General features: G+C 62.1%; 18 protein-coding genes. 9 read left to right on the forward strand and 9 right to left on the reverse strand.

Annotated elements, in window-relative coordinates; genetic code table 11:
• The first annotated feature begins 17 nt into the window (after positions 1 to 17).
• Both PJL15_RS04900 and PJL15_RS04905 read left to right on the forward strand, forming a co-directional pair.
• Positions 18 to 1,409, forward strand: a complete 1,392-nt coding sequence (locus PJL15_RS04900) for a class I adenylate-forming enzyme family protein (protein WP_281450085.1) — start codon at positions 18 to 20, stop codon at positions 1,407 to 1,409.
• Positions 1,410 to 1,419: 10 nt separating this feature from the next.
• The gene (locus PJL15_RS04905; protein ID WP_281450086.1) at positions 1,420 to 2,631 is read left to right on the forward strand and encodes a thiolase family protein; all 1,212 of its coding nucleotides are present in this window, start codon (positions 1,420 to 1,422) and stop codon (positions 2,629 to 2,631) included.
• On the opposite strand, the gene PJL15_RS04910 is transcribed toward PJL15_RS04905, so the two are convergent.
• The 3 genes from PJL15_RS04910 to PJL15_RS04920 are packed head-to-tail and all read right to left on the reverse strand — an operon-like array spanning position 2,628 to position 4,623.
• Positions 2,628 to 3,266 carry an energy-coupling factor transporter transmembrane component T family protein gene (locus tag PJL15_RS04910; RefSeq protein WP_281450087.1) on the reverse strand — a complete coding sequence of 213 codons (639 nt, stop codon included), beginning with the start codon at positions 3,264 to 3,266 and terminating at the stop codon, positions 2,628 to 2,630. The two genes, PJL15_RS04905 and PJL15_RS04910, sit on opposite strands and share 4 nt — an antisense overlap.
• Complete coding sequence (locus tag PJL15_RS04915; RefSeq protein ID WP_281450088.1) at positions 3,263 to 4,000, reverse strand: energy-coupling factor ABC transporter ATP-binding protein; 738 nt, start codon at positions 3,998 to 4,000, stop codon at positions 3,263 to 3,265. The genes PJL15_RS04910 and PJL15_RS04915 overlap by 4 nt, the downstream gene beginning before the upstream one ends.
• 5 nt (positions 4,001 to 4,005) lie before the next feature.
• Complete coding sequence (locus tag PJL15_RS04920; protein ID WP_281450089.1) at positions 4,006 to 4,623, reverse strand: biotin transporter BioY; 618 nt, start codon at positions 4,621 to 4,623, stop codon at positions 4,006 to 4,008.
• 274 nt (positions 4,624 to 4,897) lie between these two features.
• On the opposite strand from PJL15_RS04920, the gene PJL15_RS04925 reads away from it, so the two are divergent.
• Positions 4,898 to 6,496 (forward strand): ABC-F family ATP-binding cassette domain-containing protein, encoded by a 1,599-nt coding sequence (locus tag PJL15_RS04925; protein WP_281450090.1) that lies wholly within the window; start codon positions 4,898 to 4,900, stop codon positions 6,494 to 6,496.
• Between the two features lie 8 nt (positions 6,497 to 6,504).
• Here PJL15_RS04925 and PJL15_RS04930 read toward each other — a convergent pair whose 3' ends face one another.
• The 4 genes from PJL15_RS04930 to PJL15_RS04945 are packed head-to-tail and all read right to left on the reverse strand — an operon-like array spanning position 6,505 to position 8,661.
• A complete protein-coding gene (locus PJL15_RS04930; RefSeq protein ID WP_281450091.1) occupies positions 6,505 to 6,990 on the reverse strand; it encodes a YbaK/EbsC family protein in 486 nt (161 codons plus the stop codon).
• Positions 6,974 to 7,840 (reverse strand): SURF1 family cytochrome oxidase biogenesis protein, encoded by an 867-nt coding sequence (locus tag PJL15_RS04935; RefSeq protein WP_281450092.1) that lies wholly within the window; start codon positions 7,838 to 7,840, stop codon positions 6,974 to 6,976. The genes PJL15_RS04930 and PJL15_RS04935 overlap by 17 nt, the downstream gene beginning before the upstream one ends.
• On the reverse strand, positions 7,841 to 8,131 hold the full coding sequence (locus PJL15_RS04940; protein ID WP_281450093.1) for a hypothetical protein: 291 nt from the start codon (positions 8,129 to 8,131) through the stop codon (positions 7,841 to 7,843). It lies immediately after the preceding gene.
• Positions 8,128 to 8,661, reverse strand: coding sequence for a DUF3099 domain-containing protein (locus PJL15_RS04945; protein ID WP_281450094.1), 534 nt, complete (start codon positions 8,659 to 8,661; stop codon positions 8,128 to 8,130). The genes PJL15_RS04940 and PJL15_RS04945 overlap by 4 nt, the downstream gene beginning before the upstream one ends.
• A 175-nt stretch (positions 8,662 to 8,836) precedes the next feature.
• On the opposite strand from PJL15_RS04945, the gene PJL15_RS04950 reads away from it, so the two are divergent.
• The 3 genes from PJL15_RS04950 (at position 8,837) to PJL15_RS04960 (ending at position 12,194) form a co-directional block, all read left to right on the forward strand.
• Positions 8,837 to 9,562 (forward strand): beta-ketoacyl-ACP reductase, encoded by a 726-nt coding sequence (locus tag PJL15_RS04950; RefSeq protein WP_281450095.1) that lies wholly within the window; start codon positions 8,837 to 8,839, stop codon positions 9,560 to 9,562.
• Between the two features lie 116 nt (positions 9,563 to 9,678).
• Complete coding sequence (locus PJL15_RS04955; protein ID WP_281450096.1) at positions 9,679 to 10,431, forward strand: SDR family oxidoreductase; 753 nt, start codon at positions 9,679 to 9,681, stop codon at positions 10,429 to 10,431.
• A gap of 332 nt (positions 10,432 to 10,763) precedes the next feature.
• Positions 10,764 to 12,194 (forward strand): ATP-binding cassette domain-containing protein, encoded by a 1,431-nt coding sequence (locus PJL15_RS04960; protein WP_281450097.1) that lies wholly within the window; start codon positions 10,764 to 10,766, stop codon positions 12,192 to 12,194.
• A 99-nt stretch (positions 12,195 to 12,293) separates the two neighbouring features.
• On the opposite strand, the gene PJL15_RS04965 is transcribed toward PJL15_RS04960, so the two are convergent.
• Complete coding sequence (locus tag PJL15_RS04965) at positions 12,294 to 12,662, reverse strand: hypothetical protein (RefSeq protein WP_281450098.1); 369 nt, start codon at positions 12,660 to 12,662, stop codon at positions 12,294 to 12,296.
• Positions 12,663 to 13,221: 559 nt separating this feature from the next.
• The gene (serB, locus tag PJL15_RS04970) at positions 13,222 to 14,115 is read right to left on the reverse strand and encodes a phosphoserine phosphatase SerB (RefSeq protein ID WP_281450099.1); all 894 of its coding nucleotides are present in this window, start codon (positions 14,113 to 14,115) and stop codon (positions 13,222 to 13,224) included.
• Positions 14,116 to 14,226: 111 nt separating this feature from the next.
• Between serB and PJL15_RS04975 the strand changes: the two genes are divergently transcribed.
• The 3 genes from PJL15_RS04975 to PJL15_RS04985 are packed head-to-tail and all read left to right on the forward strand — an operon-like array spanning position 14,227 to position 16,634.
• The gene (locus PJL15_RS04975) at positions 14,227 to 15,012 is read left to right on the forward strand and encodes an ABC transporter ATP-binding protein (protein WP_281450100.1); all 786 of its coding nucleotides are present in this window, start codon (positions 14,227 to 14,229) and stop codon (positions 15,010 to 15,012) included.
• Positions 15,013 to 15,031: 19 nt separating this feature from the next.
• On the forward strand, positions 15,032 to 15,817 hold the full coding sequence (locus PJL15_RS04980) for a sulfite exporter TauE/SafE family protein (protein ID WP_281450101.1): 786 nt from the start codon (positions 15,032 to 15,034) through the stop codon (positions 15,815 to 15,817).
• A 7-nt stretch (positions 15,818 to 15,824) separates the two neighbouring features.
• Positions 15,825 to 16,634, forward strand: coding sequence for a TrmH family RNA methyltransferase (locus tag PJL15_RS04985; protein WP_281450102.1), 810 nt, complete (start codon positions 15,825 to 15,827; stop codon positions 16,632 to 16,634).
• Positions 16,635 to 16,762 lie beyond the last annotated feature (128 nt).

Below are 16,762 nucleotides of genomic sequence, written 5' to 3' on the forward strand. Positions count from 1 at the left end.
GCCGTAAAATTGGCTGGATGCCATTCCTGGACAAACTTCACATCTGGGCTGATGAGCGCCCTCACGACACCGCCGTCGTCGTGGGCACCAGCCGGATCACCTGGGCCGGACTCCGTGACGCGGCAGCGAAGCTGCTGGGTGCTTCCGGTCCCACCACGGTCCTCGCCGAGCCGAACTCCGTCGGCTTCGTTGAGCGGTATGCCGCCGCCGTCGCAGGGGAACGGCGCTGCGCGGTTCTCGACCCCCTATGGCCCGCTCCGATGATCGAGGAGGTTGCCTCCCGGATCGCCGGCTCAGGAAACGCAGCCGGGGACGCACTTGTGGACGGAGATCCTTCCAGTACCTTCCTGGTGGGCATGACATCCGGCACCACGTCTGTGCCCAAGGCCTTCACCCGTTCCCGGCGTTCATGGCAGGTATCGTTCGAGGCCTCCATCGAGTTCTTCGGACTGTCCAAGGACGACCATACGTTGGCTCCGGGCCCCCTTTCGGCCAGCCTCAACCTCTATGCCCTCTCCGAGTGCCTGTATGCGGGCGCCGCGTTCCACACCCTGGAATCATTCGATGTCGGTGACGCCCATGCGGCCATCAGCCATGACGGCATCACCCGTTTGGTCCTTGTCCCCACCATGCTGCGGTTGTTGAGCGAACGGGGGCTGGCCGGCGACGTGGACGCGTCCGGAATCCGCAGCATCATTTGCGCAGGTTCCAAGCTGGATGCCCGCACCTTGGAAGCCGCCCGGCGCTGGGCCCCCCATGCCGCCATTTACGAGTACTACGGCGCCTCGGAGTTGAGCTTCGTTTCCGGGACCCGCCTCGCGGCAGGTGAACCGCTGGATGTCGGTGGTACGGGCATAGGAACTCCCTTTCCCGGAGTGGAGCTGAGCATTCTTGATGACGCCGGCAACGTTCTGCCTGAAGGAGCCCACGGCAACATCAGCGTGCGCAGCGGAATGGTCAGCAATGGCTACTTGTGGGGTGACGACGGACAGGCTTTGCGATGCCTGGAGGGTTGGTACACCGTGGGGGACCAGGGCTATCTGCGCGGGGGAGTCCTCCACATTCTGGGCCGGCGTTCGGACATGATTGTCACGTCCGGGAAGAACGTCTACCCCCACGAGGTGGAACTGGCCCTCGCCTCTGTTCCAGGAATCGAAGTTGCGGTCGCCGCCGGTGCCCCTGACGACATCCGCGGCCAAAAGGTGATCGCCGGCGTCGTTCCTGCCTATGGCGCCGTGACGGCAACCCAACTGCGCACCGGGCTGGATGGTCTGTTGGCGCGGGACAAGTGGCCCCTGCAGTATTACGTGCTGTCCGCGCTGCCAATGACTGACCGGGGCAAGGTCAGCCGGAAAGTACTTTTGGACTGGATCAAAAACCACGACTCCCGGGCGCAGCCACTTGGCTAGCATCAGTAAATTGGCGGACACCAACACATTGAGCGGCACCGGGCCGGCAACTGACCCAACCCGGCAGCCTGTCATTATCGCGGCGCTGCGGTCTCCGATTTGCCGGGCCAACGGGCAACTCAAGCATCTGCGCGCGCCGGATCTGCTGGCGCCGGTGCTGGCCTCACTGATCGAGTCCATTGGCGTGGACCCTGCCGACGTGGACGATGTCATCATCGGCAATGCCGTGGGCGGCGGCGGGAACCTCGCCAGGTACGCCGCGCTCCAGGCGGGCCTGCCCACCACCGTGCCGGGACTCACTGTGGACCGTCAATGCGGCTCCGGCCTGGACGCCATTGCCCTGGCTTCGCGTCTGGTGGCGGCCGGTGACAATCCGCTGTTCCTTGCCGGCGGCGTCGAAAGCATCAGTACGGCACCGGCCAGGGCACACAGGAACTACGACGGCGGCCTGGACTTCTTCTCCCGTGCCACCTTCGTGCCGCCCCGGTTCGGAGATCCGGACATGGGGGTGGCCGCGGAGACCGTTGCCACCAGGTTTGGGGTCTCCCGGGGGCAGCAGGATGACTACGCCCTCCGCAGCCATCGCCGGGCAGTGGACGCTGCCGCTGCCGGGAAGTACACAGGCGAGATCGTTCCCCTGATGGGCGCCTCCTCGCCGGTGACCGCCGACGACGGACCCAAGCCCTCCCTGAGGCCGGCGCTCATGGCCAGGTTCCCCGCTGCGTTCGTGCCTGGCGGGACTGTCACCGCAGCAAACTCGTGCTTCGATGCGGACGCCGCGTCCGCCGTCGTCGTAACGTCCCTTCAACGTGCACGCGACATGGGCGCCGTCGATGGCTTGCTGGTGCTGGGCAGTGATACCGCGGGTGTCGATCCGGAACTGCTGGGTATCGGCGCGGCCTTTGCCGCCGAACGGCTGCTCTCCCGGCAGGCAGTAGGCGCGGACGCTTTGGATCTCATCGAATTCAACGAAGCATTCGCGTCCCAAACCATCGCATGTTTGGAGCATTTGGGCCTGGACCCGGAAAGGGCGAATCTTCAAGGAGGTGCGCTGGCGCTGGGGCACGGTTACGGCGCCTCCGGCGCTGTCCTGGTGACACGGTTGCTGGCACAGGCGAGAAGCCGGTATGCAGAGGCAGGTACTGAAGTGCTTGGGTTGGCCATGATCAGCATCGCCGGCGGCATGGGCACCGCAAGCCTGTTGCGTTACGCCCGGCTCTAGTCCGACCCCGGCAGTTCGTCCGCTTCACCGAGTCCCCGGGCCGCAAGGGCGTCACCGGTTTGCCGTGCGTATGCCACCGTAGTGATGAAGACCGGCAGAACCAGCGCCCTGGGGTTCCGCTCGAGGCCGCGTGCGCGGGCCGAATCCCGCACATCCGCGAAAGCACCGGCGATGAATGGAATGCTCCTGAGCATCACCGCAATGGTTAATGCGAAGCGCTCAGGATCGGCACCAAACCTGCGAAAAGGCCTGGAAATGGACACCACTCCATCCAGCAGCTCCTGCACGGGGGTGGCAGCCGTCAGTACGGATGCTGCCACAACGCACACCAGGACGTTGAGCACGATCCGCGCTGCGGTGGGTCCACCCAGTTGCCACCACTGGAACAGGCCGATGACCAGGAGGATGGGGGCCACCATACGAATGGACCCTGCAAGCCGCTTGAACCCGGCACCGCTGAGCAGGAACAGCCCGCACATCAAGGCGAACGCCGCCAAGGAAACCACCCAGTCAACAATGAGGAACGAGGCCGTTCCGCATGCAGCCACCACCAGGAACTTGGACCAGAGGGGAGCGCGGTGGACCACGGAGTGGCCCGGCACATAATTGGCCATGAGGAAGCCGTGGCCCCTCACGACATTGAACCTTTCAGCGGCAGTCCGTCCACGGCAGCTGCACACAGCGCGCGGTAATGGGCGACGCCTTCGGCGGCACCGCCGTCGAAAACTATTCGGCCTGCCTCCACCACCAACACCCGTTCCATATCAAGGGCCAGGTCCAGGTCATGGGTGGACATGACAACTTGCTGCTCCAGCGCCCCAATGGTGCGCCGAAGGAGTTCACGGTTACGCAGGTCAAGAAGGGTTGACGGTTCGTCCAGGACCAGCACACCGGGATTTACGGCCAACACGGCGGCCAAAGCGAGCAGCTGGCGTTCACCGCCGGAAAGTTCGTAGATGCTTTGGTCTGCCAGATGGAGGAGTCCAAAACGATCAAGAACCGCTTCCGCCCTGGCCGCACGTTCCTTGGAATTCCTGAGCGAACGGCGCAATGAGAGCTCAACGTCCTCACGCCCTGTCGGCATGACGAGTTGGGACAAAGGATCGGTGAAGACAAACCCTACGTTGGACCGGACACGGCGAAGCTCCGAACTCGTGCTGTGACCGTGCACCACCACTGTTCCCTCCGTCGGCGCCACCAAGCCGTTCAGGAGCCTCAGAAGAGTGGACTTGCCGGATCCGTTGGCACCGATCACGCCTATTCGGCGCTCTGGCAGGTCCAGGGAAACGTCGTGCAGCAGGGTCTTGGGCACCTGGCTGTCGTCCACGGCCACGCGCACCGAGACGCGACTCAAACTGATGCTATCCACGCCCATTATTTGACCCGACGCACCAGGACATCCGGGAACGCCTTGTGAATGGCCAAGGCGATGACGACTGCCAGAACGTTCTTGAGGGTATCGCCGGGAAGGAAGGGAAGGTCAGCGAGGACGGCCTTGCCGAAATCCAGTTTGGCGTTGGCCATCATGCCAAGGACACCCAGTGCGTGGACGACTACGATGCTGCTGGCCATGGTCGCGGCGAAGAGCCATAGCCCGCGGTACTTGACCGTCCTGCGGATCACGACGCCGGCAAGGTAGCCGGTGGCCGCCGCAGCCAGCGGGAAGGCGATGATGTAGCCGGCTGATGGACTTGCCAGAATGCCCAGGCCGCTGCGGCCGCCACTGAAGATGGGCAGCCCGGCCAGGCCCAGGAGGACATACAGCCCGACGGCGGCAAAGCCGCGCCCAGCGCCAAGAACCAGGCCGCTGAGCATCACGGTCAGGGTCACCAAGGTGATGGGAACACCAAGGGCCCCTACCGGAATACCCGGAACAATCGCAGATGCAGCCACAAGGGCCGCGAAGACGGCGATGAGGCCGAGGTCGGTGGCGTTCCAGCGTTTGCGTGAGGTGGCGGGCGGCTGCACGGTGGCAGGGTTGGTGGTGCTCATGGTGGGTCCTATCGAATGGGTGTGGTGCGTTGAAGGTGCTTGTTTCCCCTGCTTTCGAGAATACGGAGGGTACAGGTTGGCGTTTTTGGAGCCTCCCTACAACTGCGGTGGCCGATTCTTTGGCCGTTGGCACAGTTACCGGCGGCAGCGCGGATGTCACCCTAAGCCCGGGGTGCCGGTAGACTTGAACAGGCTGTTCTCACGGCCAGATCCCGCCGCACTTATTGGGCCCACCGGTCCCGCAGGCGTTCCCCATTGAAAGGCATCACCCGAATTGATTACCGTCCAGGACCTTGAACTCCGCGCCGGCGCCCGCCTGCTCATGGACCAGGTTAACTTCCGGGTGGACAAAGGGGACAAGATCGGCCTCGTCGGGCGCAATGGTGCCGGCAAGACCACTTTGACCCGTGTCCTGGCGGGCGAAGGCCTCCCAGCCGGTGGCAAGGTCACCCGCAGCGGCGAGATCGGTTACCTCCCGCAGGATCCCCGGACCCCGGATATGGAGCAGCTGGCGCGGGACCGCATCCTCTCAGCCCGCGGCCTCGATGTCGTTGTAGGAAAGCTCAAAAAAGCGCACGACGACATGGCCAGTGATGATCCCGCAGTCCAGCGCAAGGCCATGGGCCGCTACGACCGCCTCGAAGCCGAGTTCCTCGCCGGGGGTGGCTATGCCGCGGAGGCCGAGGCAGCTGCGATTTCCTCCAACCTCGCACTGCCGGACCGGCTCCTGAACCAGCCCCTGAAGACCCTTTCCGGTGGTCAGCGCCGCCGTGTCGAGCTGGCACGCATCCTGTACTCGGACGCTGAGACGCTGCTCCTCGACGAACCCACCAACCACCTCGACGCGGACTCCATCACCTGGTTGCGGGACTTCCTGAAAAACCACCAAGGCGGCCTGATCGTGATCAGCCACGACACGGAGCTGCTCGAAGCCACGGTCAACAAGGTGTACCTGCTCGACGCCAACCGTGCCCAGATCGATTACTACAACATGGACTGGAAGCGCTACCTGCTCCAGCGCGAAACGGACGAGCGTGCCCGCAAGCGCGAACGTGCCAACGCCGAGAAGAAAGCCCAGGTCCTGATCGACCAAGCCAACAAGATGCGCGCCAAGGCCACCAAGGCCGTCGCAGCACAGAACATGGCCAAGCGCGCAGAACGTTTGCTGAGCGGGCTGGAGGCTGTACGCGAGAACGATCGCGTGGCGGCATTGCGGTTCCCGGATCCTTCTCCGTGCGGCAAGACCCCGCTCACCGCGGAGGGCCTGAGCAAGTCCTATGGCTCGCTGGAAATCTTCACCGATGTGGACCTGGCCATCGACCGCGGCTCCAAGGTTGTCATCCTGGGCCTCAACGGTGCCGGCAAGACCACACTGCTGCGCATGCTGGCCGGAGTGGACAAGCCCGACACGGGGGACATCATCCCGGGTCACGGCCTCAAGGTGGGCTACTACGCCCAGGAACACGAGACCTTGGACCACGATCGTACTGTCCTGGAAAACATGCGCTCATCGGCTCCGGACATGAAAGACGCAGAAGTCCGTGGCATCCTGGGGTCTTTCCTGTTCTCCGGTGACGACGTCGACAAGCCTGCCGGCGTGCTCTCCGGCGGTGAAAAGACCCGTCTGGCATTGGCCACTATCGTGGCCTCCAGCGCCAACGTGCTTCTCCTTGACGAGCCCACCAACAACCTCGACCCCGCCAGCCGCGCGGAGATTCTCGGCGCCCTCAAGAACTACAGCGGTGCCGTCGTCATGGTCAGCCACGATGAGGGAGCCGTCTCAGCCTTGAACCCGGAGCGTGTGGTGCTGCTTCCGGACGGCGTCGAGGACCACTGGAACGAGGATTACCTGGACCTCATCACGCTGGCGTAAAGCCTCGGCTAGCGGACCCTCAACGGTTCCGCTCCTGTGATGCGCGCCAATTCGTCGTAGGAGATGGAGAACATGGAGTTGTGGTCTCCGGCTCCGGCCCACAAGACGGGGTGCTGCGCCAACGAAATGTCCAGAATCGTGCGGATCTTTTCCGGGTGGCCCAGGGGTGCTACGCCTCCGACTTCCTGACTGGTGTGCTTCAGGACGAAGTCCGCCGCGGCCCGGCGGATCTTGCCCGTACCCAACTGGGCCGCGACCAAGGCCGTGTCCACCCTTGCGGCGCCGCTTGCGAGGATGAGCAACGGGCCGCCGTCGAGCTCGAAGACCAGGCTGTTCGTGATAGCGGCAACGTCGCATCCCAAGGCTGACGCAGCTGCTGCCGCTGTTGGTACTTTGTCCTCGAAAATGCGGACGGTGTCTTGGGCGCCTGAGGCGGTCAAGGCCGCCTTAACATTCAGGACGGCATCCGGAGTGCTTTCAGTAGCCTTGTGCATCCAGGATCGCGTCTTCCTCTTCTTCGGACGTCGGCCGCTTGTTCTTGCGGGTGGACTGCACTCGTGGTTTGGGGCTTCCACCGGCCGCGATGATCTGCTCGTCCTCTTCGTCTTCGGCATCGATGGCGGCGTTCCGCGCCTGTTGGCGTGCGGCGTAACCGAAACCAATGAACATCAGCACTCCGAAGGCGAACCACTGGAGGGAGTAGGAGAGGTGGGTGCCCTCTTCGGTGGCCGGCTTGGGGAACGGCGTGGGCATGGGCTGGACCGCGGGATCCTCGCTGGCCAGTTGCCCATAGGCCCCGGTAGCGATGGAGTAGGGCAGTTCAGTGGCAAAGCTTGCGAGGTCAATGGAGGCAAGTTGACCTTCCACCGCTCCACGGTCCAGTTTCGGTTCAGCAGGCTTCAGGCGGGCAATAACGGTGACCTCACCTGTGGGCGGTGCCGGGACGACATCGGGACGGCCCGGCGTGTTGTTTCCGATCGGCAGCCAGCCGCGGTCAATCACCACCGCTTGGCCTGTGGTGAGGCGGAAAGGAACCACGACGTCGTAACCTGGCTGGCCATTCAAGGGACGGTTACGCACTACGCGCTGCCCGTTGATGTCATAGGTTCCCCGCAGCTGGACCTGCGTCCATTCCCGTTCAGGATCCAAGGCGTCGAATTGGTCCTTGATCTCCGAGTAGGGGACGGGAGTTGCAGAATAGTTGCTGACCACCCGGTTGATTTCGGCCAGGGTCTCTGCCCTGCGATCCATCTGCCAGCGGCCGAGGAACACGCATGCCGTGGCGAAGATCACGGCCAGTACAAAGTACCCCAGCCACTTGCTGGAGAAGAGGAAACGGTACATTCAGTGGGCCTCGCTTGCTGGTGAATCGCCGTTTGCTGGTGAGTCGCCTGCAAAGGGCACCGTCTCTTTCCAGAGGCCCCGGGTCTGCAGATATTCTTCAAGCCATTCCCGGTGATCACCACAGGAAAGCCATACTTTGCGCCGCTCCGGCGTATGGATGCGCGGGTTGTTCCACAAGAGCTGCCACTGCGCATCCGATCGGCATCCCTTCCGGGAGCACATGGCAGCCCCGGTGGCACGCTCGGATGCCCTGCCGGCCAAGCCTGCGCCGCCAAGGTCAAAGATATTCATGATGCCGCCCGTTCGTCTCCGGCGTCACCGGTCTGTGTTGCTTTTTCAGTGGGGGTTGCTTTTTCAGTTGGGGTTGCATTGTGAGTCGGGGTTGGCGTGTTCGGCGGGTTGGGGCCCGGATCTTCGTTGGGTTGGTCCTCAACCAGTTCGCCCTGGAGCACTGTGGGAGAGTCCGCATCCACGTCGCCCTCCGGAGCCTCCGCTCGCCCAATTTCCGGAACCGCAACATAATCCAGTAGCGACTCGCTGTGGTCCTCCGCCTTGTCATTGCCGTTGGCGATGACTACTGCGATCCAGGGGAGGAAGACCGCGCCCGCGATGGCAATGATCTTGAACCAGCCATCAACGACGAAGATCAGGACGATGCACACCATGCGAATGCCCATGGCAACGGCGTACTTGATCATTCGTTCGCGCATGTCCTCCGAGTGCGCGGCCGCCGCGTCCGTGATGCTGTGGACTTCGGGGTCGCTGGAAACAGCGTCCGGTTCCCCGGGCACTTGCTGCAGGGGACTGTTCTCTCGTGTCACAGCTGAATCATCACGCTCCAAAGGCCTCTTACAATTCTCTCACCAAGGCCGTAGCCGCCCAAACCCGCGCGGGTTGCCGGTTACCCGCGGGTTGCTGCGGGCGGCGGATAAGATCAAGACAGGAAAATCCCTCTTCACAGCGGCATTCGAAGACCGCAGAACCTGGAGCGAAAGTATGTCTGAAGCAGTATCCACCGGTCGCAGTGTCCTGATCACTGGCGGCAACCGCGGCATCGGCCTGGCCATCGCGGAATCATTCCTTGCCAACGGCGACAAGGTGGCTGTTACCTACCGCAGTGAAACAGAGCTCCCTGAAGGAATCCTGGGCGTCAAGGCAGATGTCACCGATGAGGCGTCGATCGATGCGGCCTTCAAGCTTGTTGAAGAGGCTCACGGCCCGGTTGAGGTACTCGTGGCAAATGCAGGAATCACCAAGGACACACTCTTGTTGCGCATGAGCGAAGACGACTTCACCTCGGTACTGGACACCAACCTGACGGGAGCTTTCCGGGTTATCAAGCGTGCTTCCAAGGGCATGATCAGGCTCCGCAAGGGCCGTGTGGTCCTTATCTCATCGGTATCCGGCCTGTACGGTGCGCCCGGGCAGATCAACTACTCCGCCTCCAAGGCCGGAATGGTAGGTATCGCCCGGTCCTTGACTCGCGAACTGGGGAGCCGCGGAATTACTGCCAACGTGGTGGCGCCCGGATTCATCAACACGGATATGACTGCGGAGCTGCCGGAGGAGACCCAGAAGTCCTACCTCGCCAGCGTCCCGGCCGGCCGTTTTGCTGAGGCCTCGGAAGTAGCCGACGTGGTTCGCTGGGTAGCCAGCGATGAGGCTGCCTACATCTCCGGCGCCGTGATTCCCGTCGATGGCGGCTTGGGAATGGGCCACTGACGCACCAGCCCGCACGGTAGTTTTTGTCCGGGGTCGACAACGGATTTCATGGTTGCCGCTGGCATGATGGAACCCAGGCCCACGGAATTTGGATGAACTGAACAAAAGGAGCACGAATGGGAACGCTGGATAACAAGACCGCCATCGTTACGGGGTCTTCCCGCGGAATTGGCGCTGAAGTTGCCAAGATCCTCGCTGGCGAAGGTGCCGCCGTCGTCGTTAACTACCGCCAAAAGGCGCCACGCGCCAACAAGGTAGTGACCGAGATCCAGGCCGCCGGTGGCCGCGCCGCCGCCGTTGGCGCGGACCTCACCACCGACGAGGGCGTACACGCCCTGGCCAGCACTGCCATGGAGCAATTCGGTTCCCTTGACGTCCTTGTGCTTAATGCCTCGGGCGGCATGGAGTCCGGCATGGAGGAAGGCTACGCGCTCAAGCTGAACCGCGACGCGCAGATCAACATGCTCAATGCCGCAGTGCCGCTCATGCCCGAGGGTTCCAGGGTGGTTTTTGTGACCAGCCACCAGGCACACTTCGTGGAGACTGTTCCCACAATGCCTGAGTACGAGCCCGTGGCCAAGAGCAAGCGCGCAGGGGAGGACGCCCTTCGTGCGCTGCTGCCGAGCCTTGCGGACAAGGGCATCTCGCTCGTGGTGGTTTCCGGCGACATGATCGAGGGAACCGTGACCGCAACCCTTCTCGACCGGTCCAACCCCGGTGCCATCGAGGCCCGTCGCGCTGAGGCCGGCAAGTTGTACTCTGTGGAGGAATTCGCGGCCGAGGTTGCCAAGATGGTGACCGCAGATGTCGAATCCGGTCACACCGAGTACGTCGGCGGTGCGGATTACTTCAGCAAGAGTGCCGAGTAGGTTACTGCTTCAGGCGCTGCGGCCCGGGACTCTGTCCCGGGCCGCAGTTGTTTAACAATGAAGTAGTGACAATTTGATAAATTCTGCGAGTTTTAGCGTCACGAATTCAAGCTCGACATTTCAGAACTTTCCTTTTGCCTTTAATGCATGCATCTGGTTGACTCGGCAGTGCATCCCGATCCGCCATCACCGGCACTATTTCCGGCATGCATTGCGCCCTGCAGCTGCAACCGCTGTCATCGCATAAAGGTGAACTAGGAGCTTCTTTGGACCTGCTATTGAATGCCGATGGTATTCACGCTTCACATGATCAGCGCCGAATCCTCAAAGGCGTGGATATCTCTTTGCATCGCGGCGAGATTCTTGGATTGATCGGCACCAACGGCGCCGGGAAGACTACGCTAATGGATGTCTTGTCGGGGGCCCTACGGCACGATTCCGGGCTGATCACCTTGTCCGGCGAGAAATACGGACCAGACTCCAGGGACGAAGCGCAGGCTTGCGGCGTAGGGATTATTCCTCAAAACTTCCGGCTCGATCCCGCGATGACCGTCGCCAAGGCCATCTACCGGGGCACGTTCCAGTCCGATAAACCTCATGAGGATCTCCGGGGTCCTGCCCTGAAACTCATCAGCGACGTTGGAATGGACCTCGACCCGGACGCCACAGTCGGGACGCTGATCCGGGCAGAACAAACCCTGGTGGAAGTCCTGAGGATGGTTGCCGAGGAAGCGCAGCTGGTCATCATGGATGAGGTGGCAGCTTCGCTACCCGATCACGACGTCGCTGCCTTGCACCAGGTGCTCAGGATGCTGGTGAACCAGGGGAGGGCGATCATCTACATCACCCATCGCCTTGATGAAGTCCGTTCGATCGCCCATCGTATTGCCGTACTGCGTGAGGGCAAAGTCCACAAAGTCCTGGAAGCCAGCCAGACCGACGTCGACGAACTCGCTTTCCTGCTTCTGCAGCAAAAGCCGGCCGGCAGCAGCCGGCCCACGGAGCCCGCCGGCAACGATGAAGCCTTGCGGGTAGTGGCCCTCAGCGTCGACGATTCCGTTCGGGACGTGACCTTCAGCGTTGCCAAGGGCGAGATTTTTGGCTTGCTCGGAACCCATCAATCCGGGGTCTACCACCTGCTTGAAACGCTCGTGGGTATCAGGCAAAGCACGTCCGGGCAGGTTTTCCTGCACGGACGGCAGGTCCACATCGATGGGCCGGAAGCTGCCCTTCGGCTGAAGATCGGCTACCTCGCTGACGATGCCGGAAACGTGGACGCCACAACCAGCATCGCCAAGGGCCTGCGCGAGGATCCCCCCGACGCGGACCTGGAGGACGAGATCAGCGGCCTCCGTGGTGTGATCGACTTGGTGCGCCGGATGCGCATCAACACAACGAACATCCACGGTACGCTCACGACGCTGTCCGGCGGGGACCGCCAGAAGGTCTCCCTCGCCAAGTGGATGACCACGGGCTGTGACGTGCTGATCCTTAGCCATCCCAGCCGCGGTATCGATATTGGCGCCAAGGACGTTGTGTACCAGATGCTCAACGAACTTAGGCATACGGGTGTGGCGATCATCCTGATGTCCTCGGACCTGACTGAACTGGTCAGCTGGTGTCATCGGATTGGAGTGGTCCGCGATGGTGAACTGGTCACTATCGAGGCCAACGCCAACACCAATGAGGACGTGCTGGTCTACCACATGCTTGGCAGCGCTGCAGCTTCCGGGAACAGCAACGCCCGCAGGCTGAAGAGCTGAGAACTCGGGAAACTGCCAGGAGCTAAACAATGAAGAGGGACGGCCGCTTTCACAGCGGCCGTCCCTCTTCAGTCCCGTCCCTACTCGGGTCCAAGGGGCTCAGATAGTGATTCCTTTTGCGAGATTGTTGAGCTTGTGGCGGGCCAAGGCAAGGTTGGCATAGGTCCGGTCGAGCACAAGGTAGACGAACAGGCCCTTGGAGCCACCCGAGTTCAGGACGTTGATCAAGTGGTACTGCCCGTCCAAGGTGATGAGGATGTCCTCGATGTCGCTGTCCAGGCCCAGGTCAGCCATGGTGCGCAGCTTTGCGCTCACCACGTTGGAATTACCCGCGGCGGCTACGCCGAGGTCGAATCCTGGGCTTCCGCCCTGTGCGAGTGCCATGCCACTGGAATGATCGACGACGGCCGCGCCCGTGGCGCCTTCGATGGACAGCAGTTGTTTTATGGCTTCATCAAGCGTGCTCATAGTGTGCTCTTCCTGTTCAGTAATGTCAGCATTTGAATACGCGAAAGTATCTTCCACAGGATATGCGCCGTCCAGCATTAAAAACCATTTCGATCAGGACATTTCCAGATTATTCCGGGCAGATTCACGGTCCGATAACAATCAAATAAAACATTTCAATTCAAGCGTCACGAAATGATGTTAGGTGTTTCTTATTGGGTTGGCATGCCGCGGACCGATAGCTGGCAGGGGGATCGAACCCTCCGGTTCAGCAGGAAACGAAGAAGGCCGTGATCGTTTGGCATGGCCCTTCCTCACCACCACCGCTGCAAGCGGAACCAGGACGAGAACGGCGAAGGAACCTAACAGGGCCAAAATCACCGCGCCAAGAACGAGCACGGCCATGAGGCTGATGTGTACGGCTGCGGAGTCAATGCCGGCCATAGCAACTGACGTTCCGAGGTGTGCTTGCTGAGATACCATCTTTCGCTCCTGGGGATCTTGTTACTGCGAGTCACCAAATAAGTGGCGCAGGAATGCAGATCGTGTCGCGAAAGTGGAAAATTTCAGCTGCCGAGGGTCAGACGTTGGCGATGTGCCGCACAGCGTCAAGATACGGCATGCTGATCGCGGCATCGGCTACGGCACGAACCGCGGGCTTGGCATTGAACGCAACACCGATCCCTGCCGCGCCCAGCATGTCGAGATCGTTGGCGCCGTCACCGACAGCAATGGTGTGAGCTAAATCGATACCCTCGGCCGCGGACCACTGCCGCAAGTACTTTTCCTTGGCGGCCCGATCGATGACGGCACCGAGGACTTTGCCCGTGAGCGCGCCGTCGACGATTTCAAGTTCATTGGCAATCCAGTAATCGAGTCCCAGCTCTTCGGCGATAGGACGCAGGATCTGGTTGAAGCCGCCGGAGACCACAGCCACCACGTGGCCGGCTGCCTTGAACGCGGCCACAAGCTCCGCCGCCCCGGGGCTGAGCCGCACTTCTCCGCGGACGGAGTCCACGACGTCGGCCGGCAAGCCCGCCAACACGGCGACCCGGGCGTGCAGGCTTTGGGCGAAGTCGAGCTCGCCACGCATGGCGGCTTCGGTAACCGCTGCCACCTCGTCCCGCTTGCCGGCGTAGGCGGCCAGCAGCTCGATGACTTCCTGCTGGATAAGGGTTGAGTCCACGTCCATGATGAGCAGCTTGCGTTCTGCTTGCCGAAGGGCTGTGGGGACAAGGGCAATATCGACGCCTGTCATTTCTGCGTCGGCCACCCGGCGTCGAAGCGCAGAAAGATCAGCGGCCGAATCAAGCCGCACTTCGAGGTCGGCCGTGTAGACGCTGTAACGGCCGTCGTCGGACTGTGATTCCGCTGACACTGCCACACCCGCGTCGGCCAGCGCCTTGCGTACGCCATCAAGCGATTCAGGGGACAAATTCACGCCATAGCTGACCGCAGCCAAGTTCGAAGTCATGGCTTCAATCCTACTGAGGGCGCTTCGTCCATCCGAATCTGTTTCGCCTGATAAACCAGCGGAAAGTGCCGGTTATCAGTCATCTTCACTTTTGTCCTAGTGTCTACTGCTATGAGTGATGTTCTGGAATTGGCTTCCGTCAGCGTTGTCCGAGGCAAGAAGACCCTGCTGGACAAGGTTGACTGGCAGGTCAACGAAGGCGAACGGTGGGTCATCCTGGGCCCGAACGGTGCAGGCAAGACTACGCTTCTCCAGATTGCGGCTGCCCGCCTGCATCCCAGCAGCGGCAAGGCGGGGATCCTCGACGAAACATTGGGGCGCGTCGACGTCTTTGAGCTCCGGCCCCGGATCGGCCTCTCCTCGGCGGCGTTGGCCACACAGATCCCTGAACACGAAAACGTCCTGAACGTGGTGGTTACCGCAGCGTACGGAGTCACCGGCCGGTGGCGGGAAGGGTACGAACGCGACGACGAACGGCGCGCCTTCGGCCTCCTGAACGACTGGGGGATGGGCCCCCTTCTCAACCGGACCTTCGCAACCCTGTCAGAGGGGGAGCGCAAGCGTGTCCAAATCGCCCGCGCTCTGATGACCGATCCCGAACTTCTCCTGTTGGACGAGCCCGCCGCGGGCCTGGACCTTGGCGGCCGCGAGGAATTGGTGCACAAACTCGGCGAGCTTGCCCGGGACGAAGCTGCTCCTGCCATGGTGCTGGTCACCCACCACCTCGAAGAAGTGCCGCCCGGATTCACGCACGCCATGCTCCTTCGTGAAGGCGAAGTGGTCGCCGCCGGACCCATCAAGGACGTCCTCACCGACGAGCACCTCAGCAACACGTTCGGTCTTGACCTGGACGTCACGGAAAATGCTGGCCGGTACACGGCCACTGCACGCCGTTAGGCCGGAAAGCGCGTCAACTGTGGAAATTCTTAGTAGCATCCTGGTCTTTTTCGCTGGACTCTGGGCGGGCACCATCAATGCCGTCGTCGGATCCGGCACCTTGGTTACTTTCCCGGTGCTCATCGCACTGGGTGTGGCTCCGGTCGTGGCCTCCATGAGCAATGCCATGGGCCTTGTCGCGGGCACCGCCGCCGGCGCCTGGGGTTATCGGCGCGAATTGGCGGGTCGTGGCAGGCAGCTGATGAAGCTCATGCCGGCCTCGTTGCTTGGCGGCATCACGGGCGCTTGGCTTCTCCTGCATTTGCCGGAGAAAGTTTTCGCCTATGTTGCGCCCGTTCTGTTGGTGGCGGCTTTGCTGATGGTCCTGTTCCAGCCGAAGCTGCAGGCGTGGATCCGCAGCCGTGAGCAGAATCCGGAACATGCCCTCAAAGACAAGAGCCATGGAATCCTCCTCGTGGTGCTCATCTATCTTGCCGGCGTCTATGGTGGCTACTTCGTAGCCGCGCAGGGAATCCTGTTGGTCGGGATCCTGGGCGTCTTCCTGTCAGGAACCATGCAGAACGCCAACGCCATGAAGAACATCCTGACGCTGACGGTGAACATGGTGGCGGCAGTCTCCTACCTCATCTTCGCCTTCGACAGGATTAACTGGCTGGTGGTTCTGCTGATTGCCGTGAGTTCCACCATCGGCGGGCTGCTAGGTTCCAAGGTGGGCCGCAAGTTGTCGCCAAAGGTCCTGCGGGCTGTCATCTTCACGCTCGGGATCGTGGCCCTTGGCTTCATGATCGCCAACCTCCTCAAGTGATCTCCCGGTGACCTTCCACTACCTCGAATCCGCCGATGACCCCCGCGTGAGTGACTACACCACTCTCACGGACGTGCACCTGCGCAAACTGCGGGAGCCCCGGGAGGGCATGTATATCGCCGAGTCCTCCAGGGTCCTGCGCAGGGCATTGGCAGCGGGGCACCAGCCCCGTTCCTTTTTCCTTGCCGAGAAGTGGCTCGAAGATCTCAGCGACGTCTTCCGGGCTTATCCGGATGTTCCGGTCTTCATCGGAACGGCCGCACTCCTGGAGGAGATCACAGGCTTCCACCTCCACCGCGGTGCCATGGCGGCAATGCATCGTCCGGCTCCCCTTCCGCTCGAAGAGCTCCTGGCCGGGGCGCAGCGGGTAGCCGTGCTCGAAGACATCGTGGACCACACCAACGTGGGTGCCATATTCCGTTCAGCCGCTGCGCTGGGCGTGGATGCGGTGCTGGTCTCGCCGCGGTGTGGTGACCCCCTGTACCGGCGCAGCGTACGTGTCAGCATGGGCACGGTCTTCCAGGTCCCATGGGCACGGCTGGAGAGCTGGCCACTGGACCTCATGCGACTGAAGGAGCAGGGCTTCACAGTAGCTGCCATGGAACTTACCGGGGACGCAATGGACCTCGACCACCTTGCGTCCAGGCAGCTGCCGAAACTGGCGCTGGTGCTGGGAACCGAAGGTGCCGGCATGAGCGCGGAGACGCTTGCCGCCGTCGACCTTGCGGTCAAAATTCCCATGCGGGCCGGTGTCGATTCCCTCAACGTGGCAGCTGCCTCGGCCGTGGCCTTCTGGGAACTTCGTCCGCGAAGCTGAACCCGGTTCGTGTGGAGTGTCCGTTTCGGCTATGATTGGTTGTTGGCCCGGAAGCTGGAATGTTCACATTGCAGTTCATGGACCACCTCCATTCATACCTGGCAGCTGGCAAAATCCAGTTGCGTGAA

The organism is Paenarthrobacter nitroguajacolicus (assembly GCF_029952445.1).
In the GTDB taxonomy this organism is placed as follows: Bacteria; Actinomycetota; Actinomycetes; order Actinomycetales; family Micrococcaceae; genus Arthrobacter; species Arthrobacter nitroguajacolicus_B.

What these genes read in the sequence shown, in the direction of transcription:
- PJL15_RS04900 (WP_281450085.1), top strand. Translation starts at nt 18, where the DNA reads ATGCCATTCCTGGACAAACTTCACATCTGGGCTGATGAGCGCCCTCAC.
- PJL15_RS04920 (WP_281450089.1), bottom strand. Translation starts at nt 4,623, where the DNA reads ATGAGCACCACCAACCCTGCCACCGTGCAGCCGCCCGCCACCTCACGC.
- PJL15_RS04930 (WP_281450091.1), bottom strand. Translation starts at nt 6,990, where the DNA reads ATGCACAAGGCTACTGAAAGCACTCCGGATGCCGTCCTGAATGTTAAG.
- PJL15_RS04935 (WP_281450092.1), bottom strand. Translation starts at nt 7,840, where the DNA reads ATGTACCGTTTCCTCTTCTCCAGCAAGTGGCTGGGGTACTTTGTACTG.
- PJL15_RS04940 (WP_281450093.1), bottom strand. Translation starts at nt 8,131, where the DNA reads ATGAATATCTTTGACCTTGGCGGCGCAGGCTTGGCCGGCAGGGCATCC.
- PJL15_RS04950 (WP_281450095.1), top strand. Translation starts at nt 8,837, where the DNA reads ATGTCTGAAGCAGTATCCACCGGTCGCAGTGTCCTGATCACTGGCGGC.
- PJL15_RS04955 (WP_281450096.1), top strand. Translation starts at nt 9,679, where the DNA reads ATGGGAACGCTGGATAACAAGACCGCCATCGTTACGGGGTCTTCCCGC.
- PJL15_RS04965 (WP_281450098.1), bottom strand. Translation starts at nt 12,662, where the DNA reads ATGAGCACGCTTGATGAAGCCATAAAACAACTGCTGTCCATCGAAGGC.
- serB (WP_281450099.1), bottom strand. Translation starts at nt 14,115, where the DNA reads ATGACTTCGAACTTGGCTGCGGTCAGCTATGGCGTGAATTTGTCCCCT.
- PJL15_RS04975 (WP_281450100.1), top strand. Translation starts at nt 14,227, where the DNA reads ATGAGTGATGTTCTGGAATTGGCTTCCGTCAGCGTTGTCCGAGGCAAG.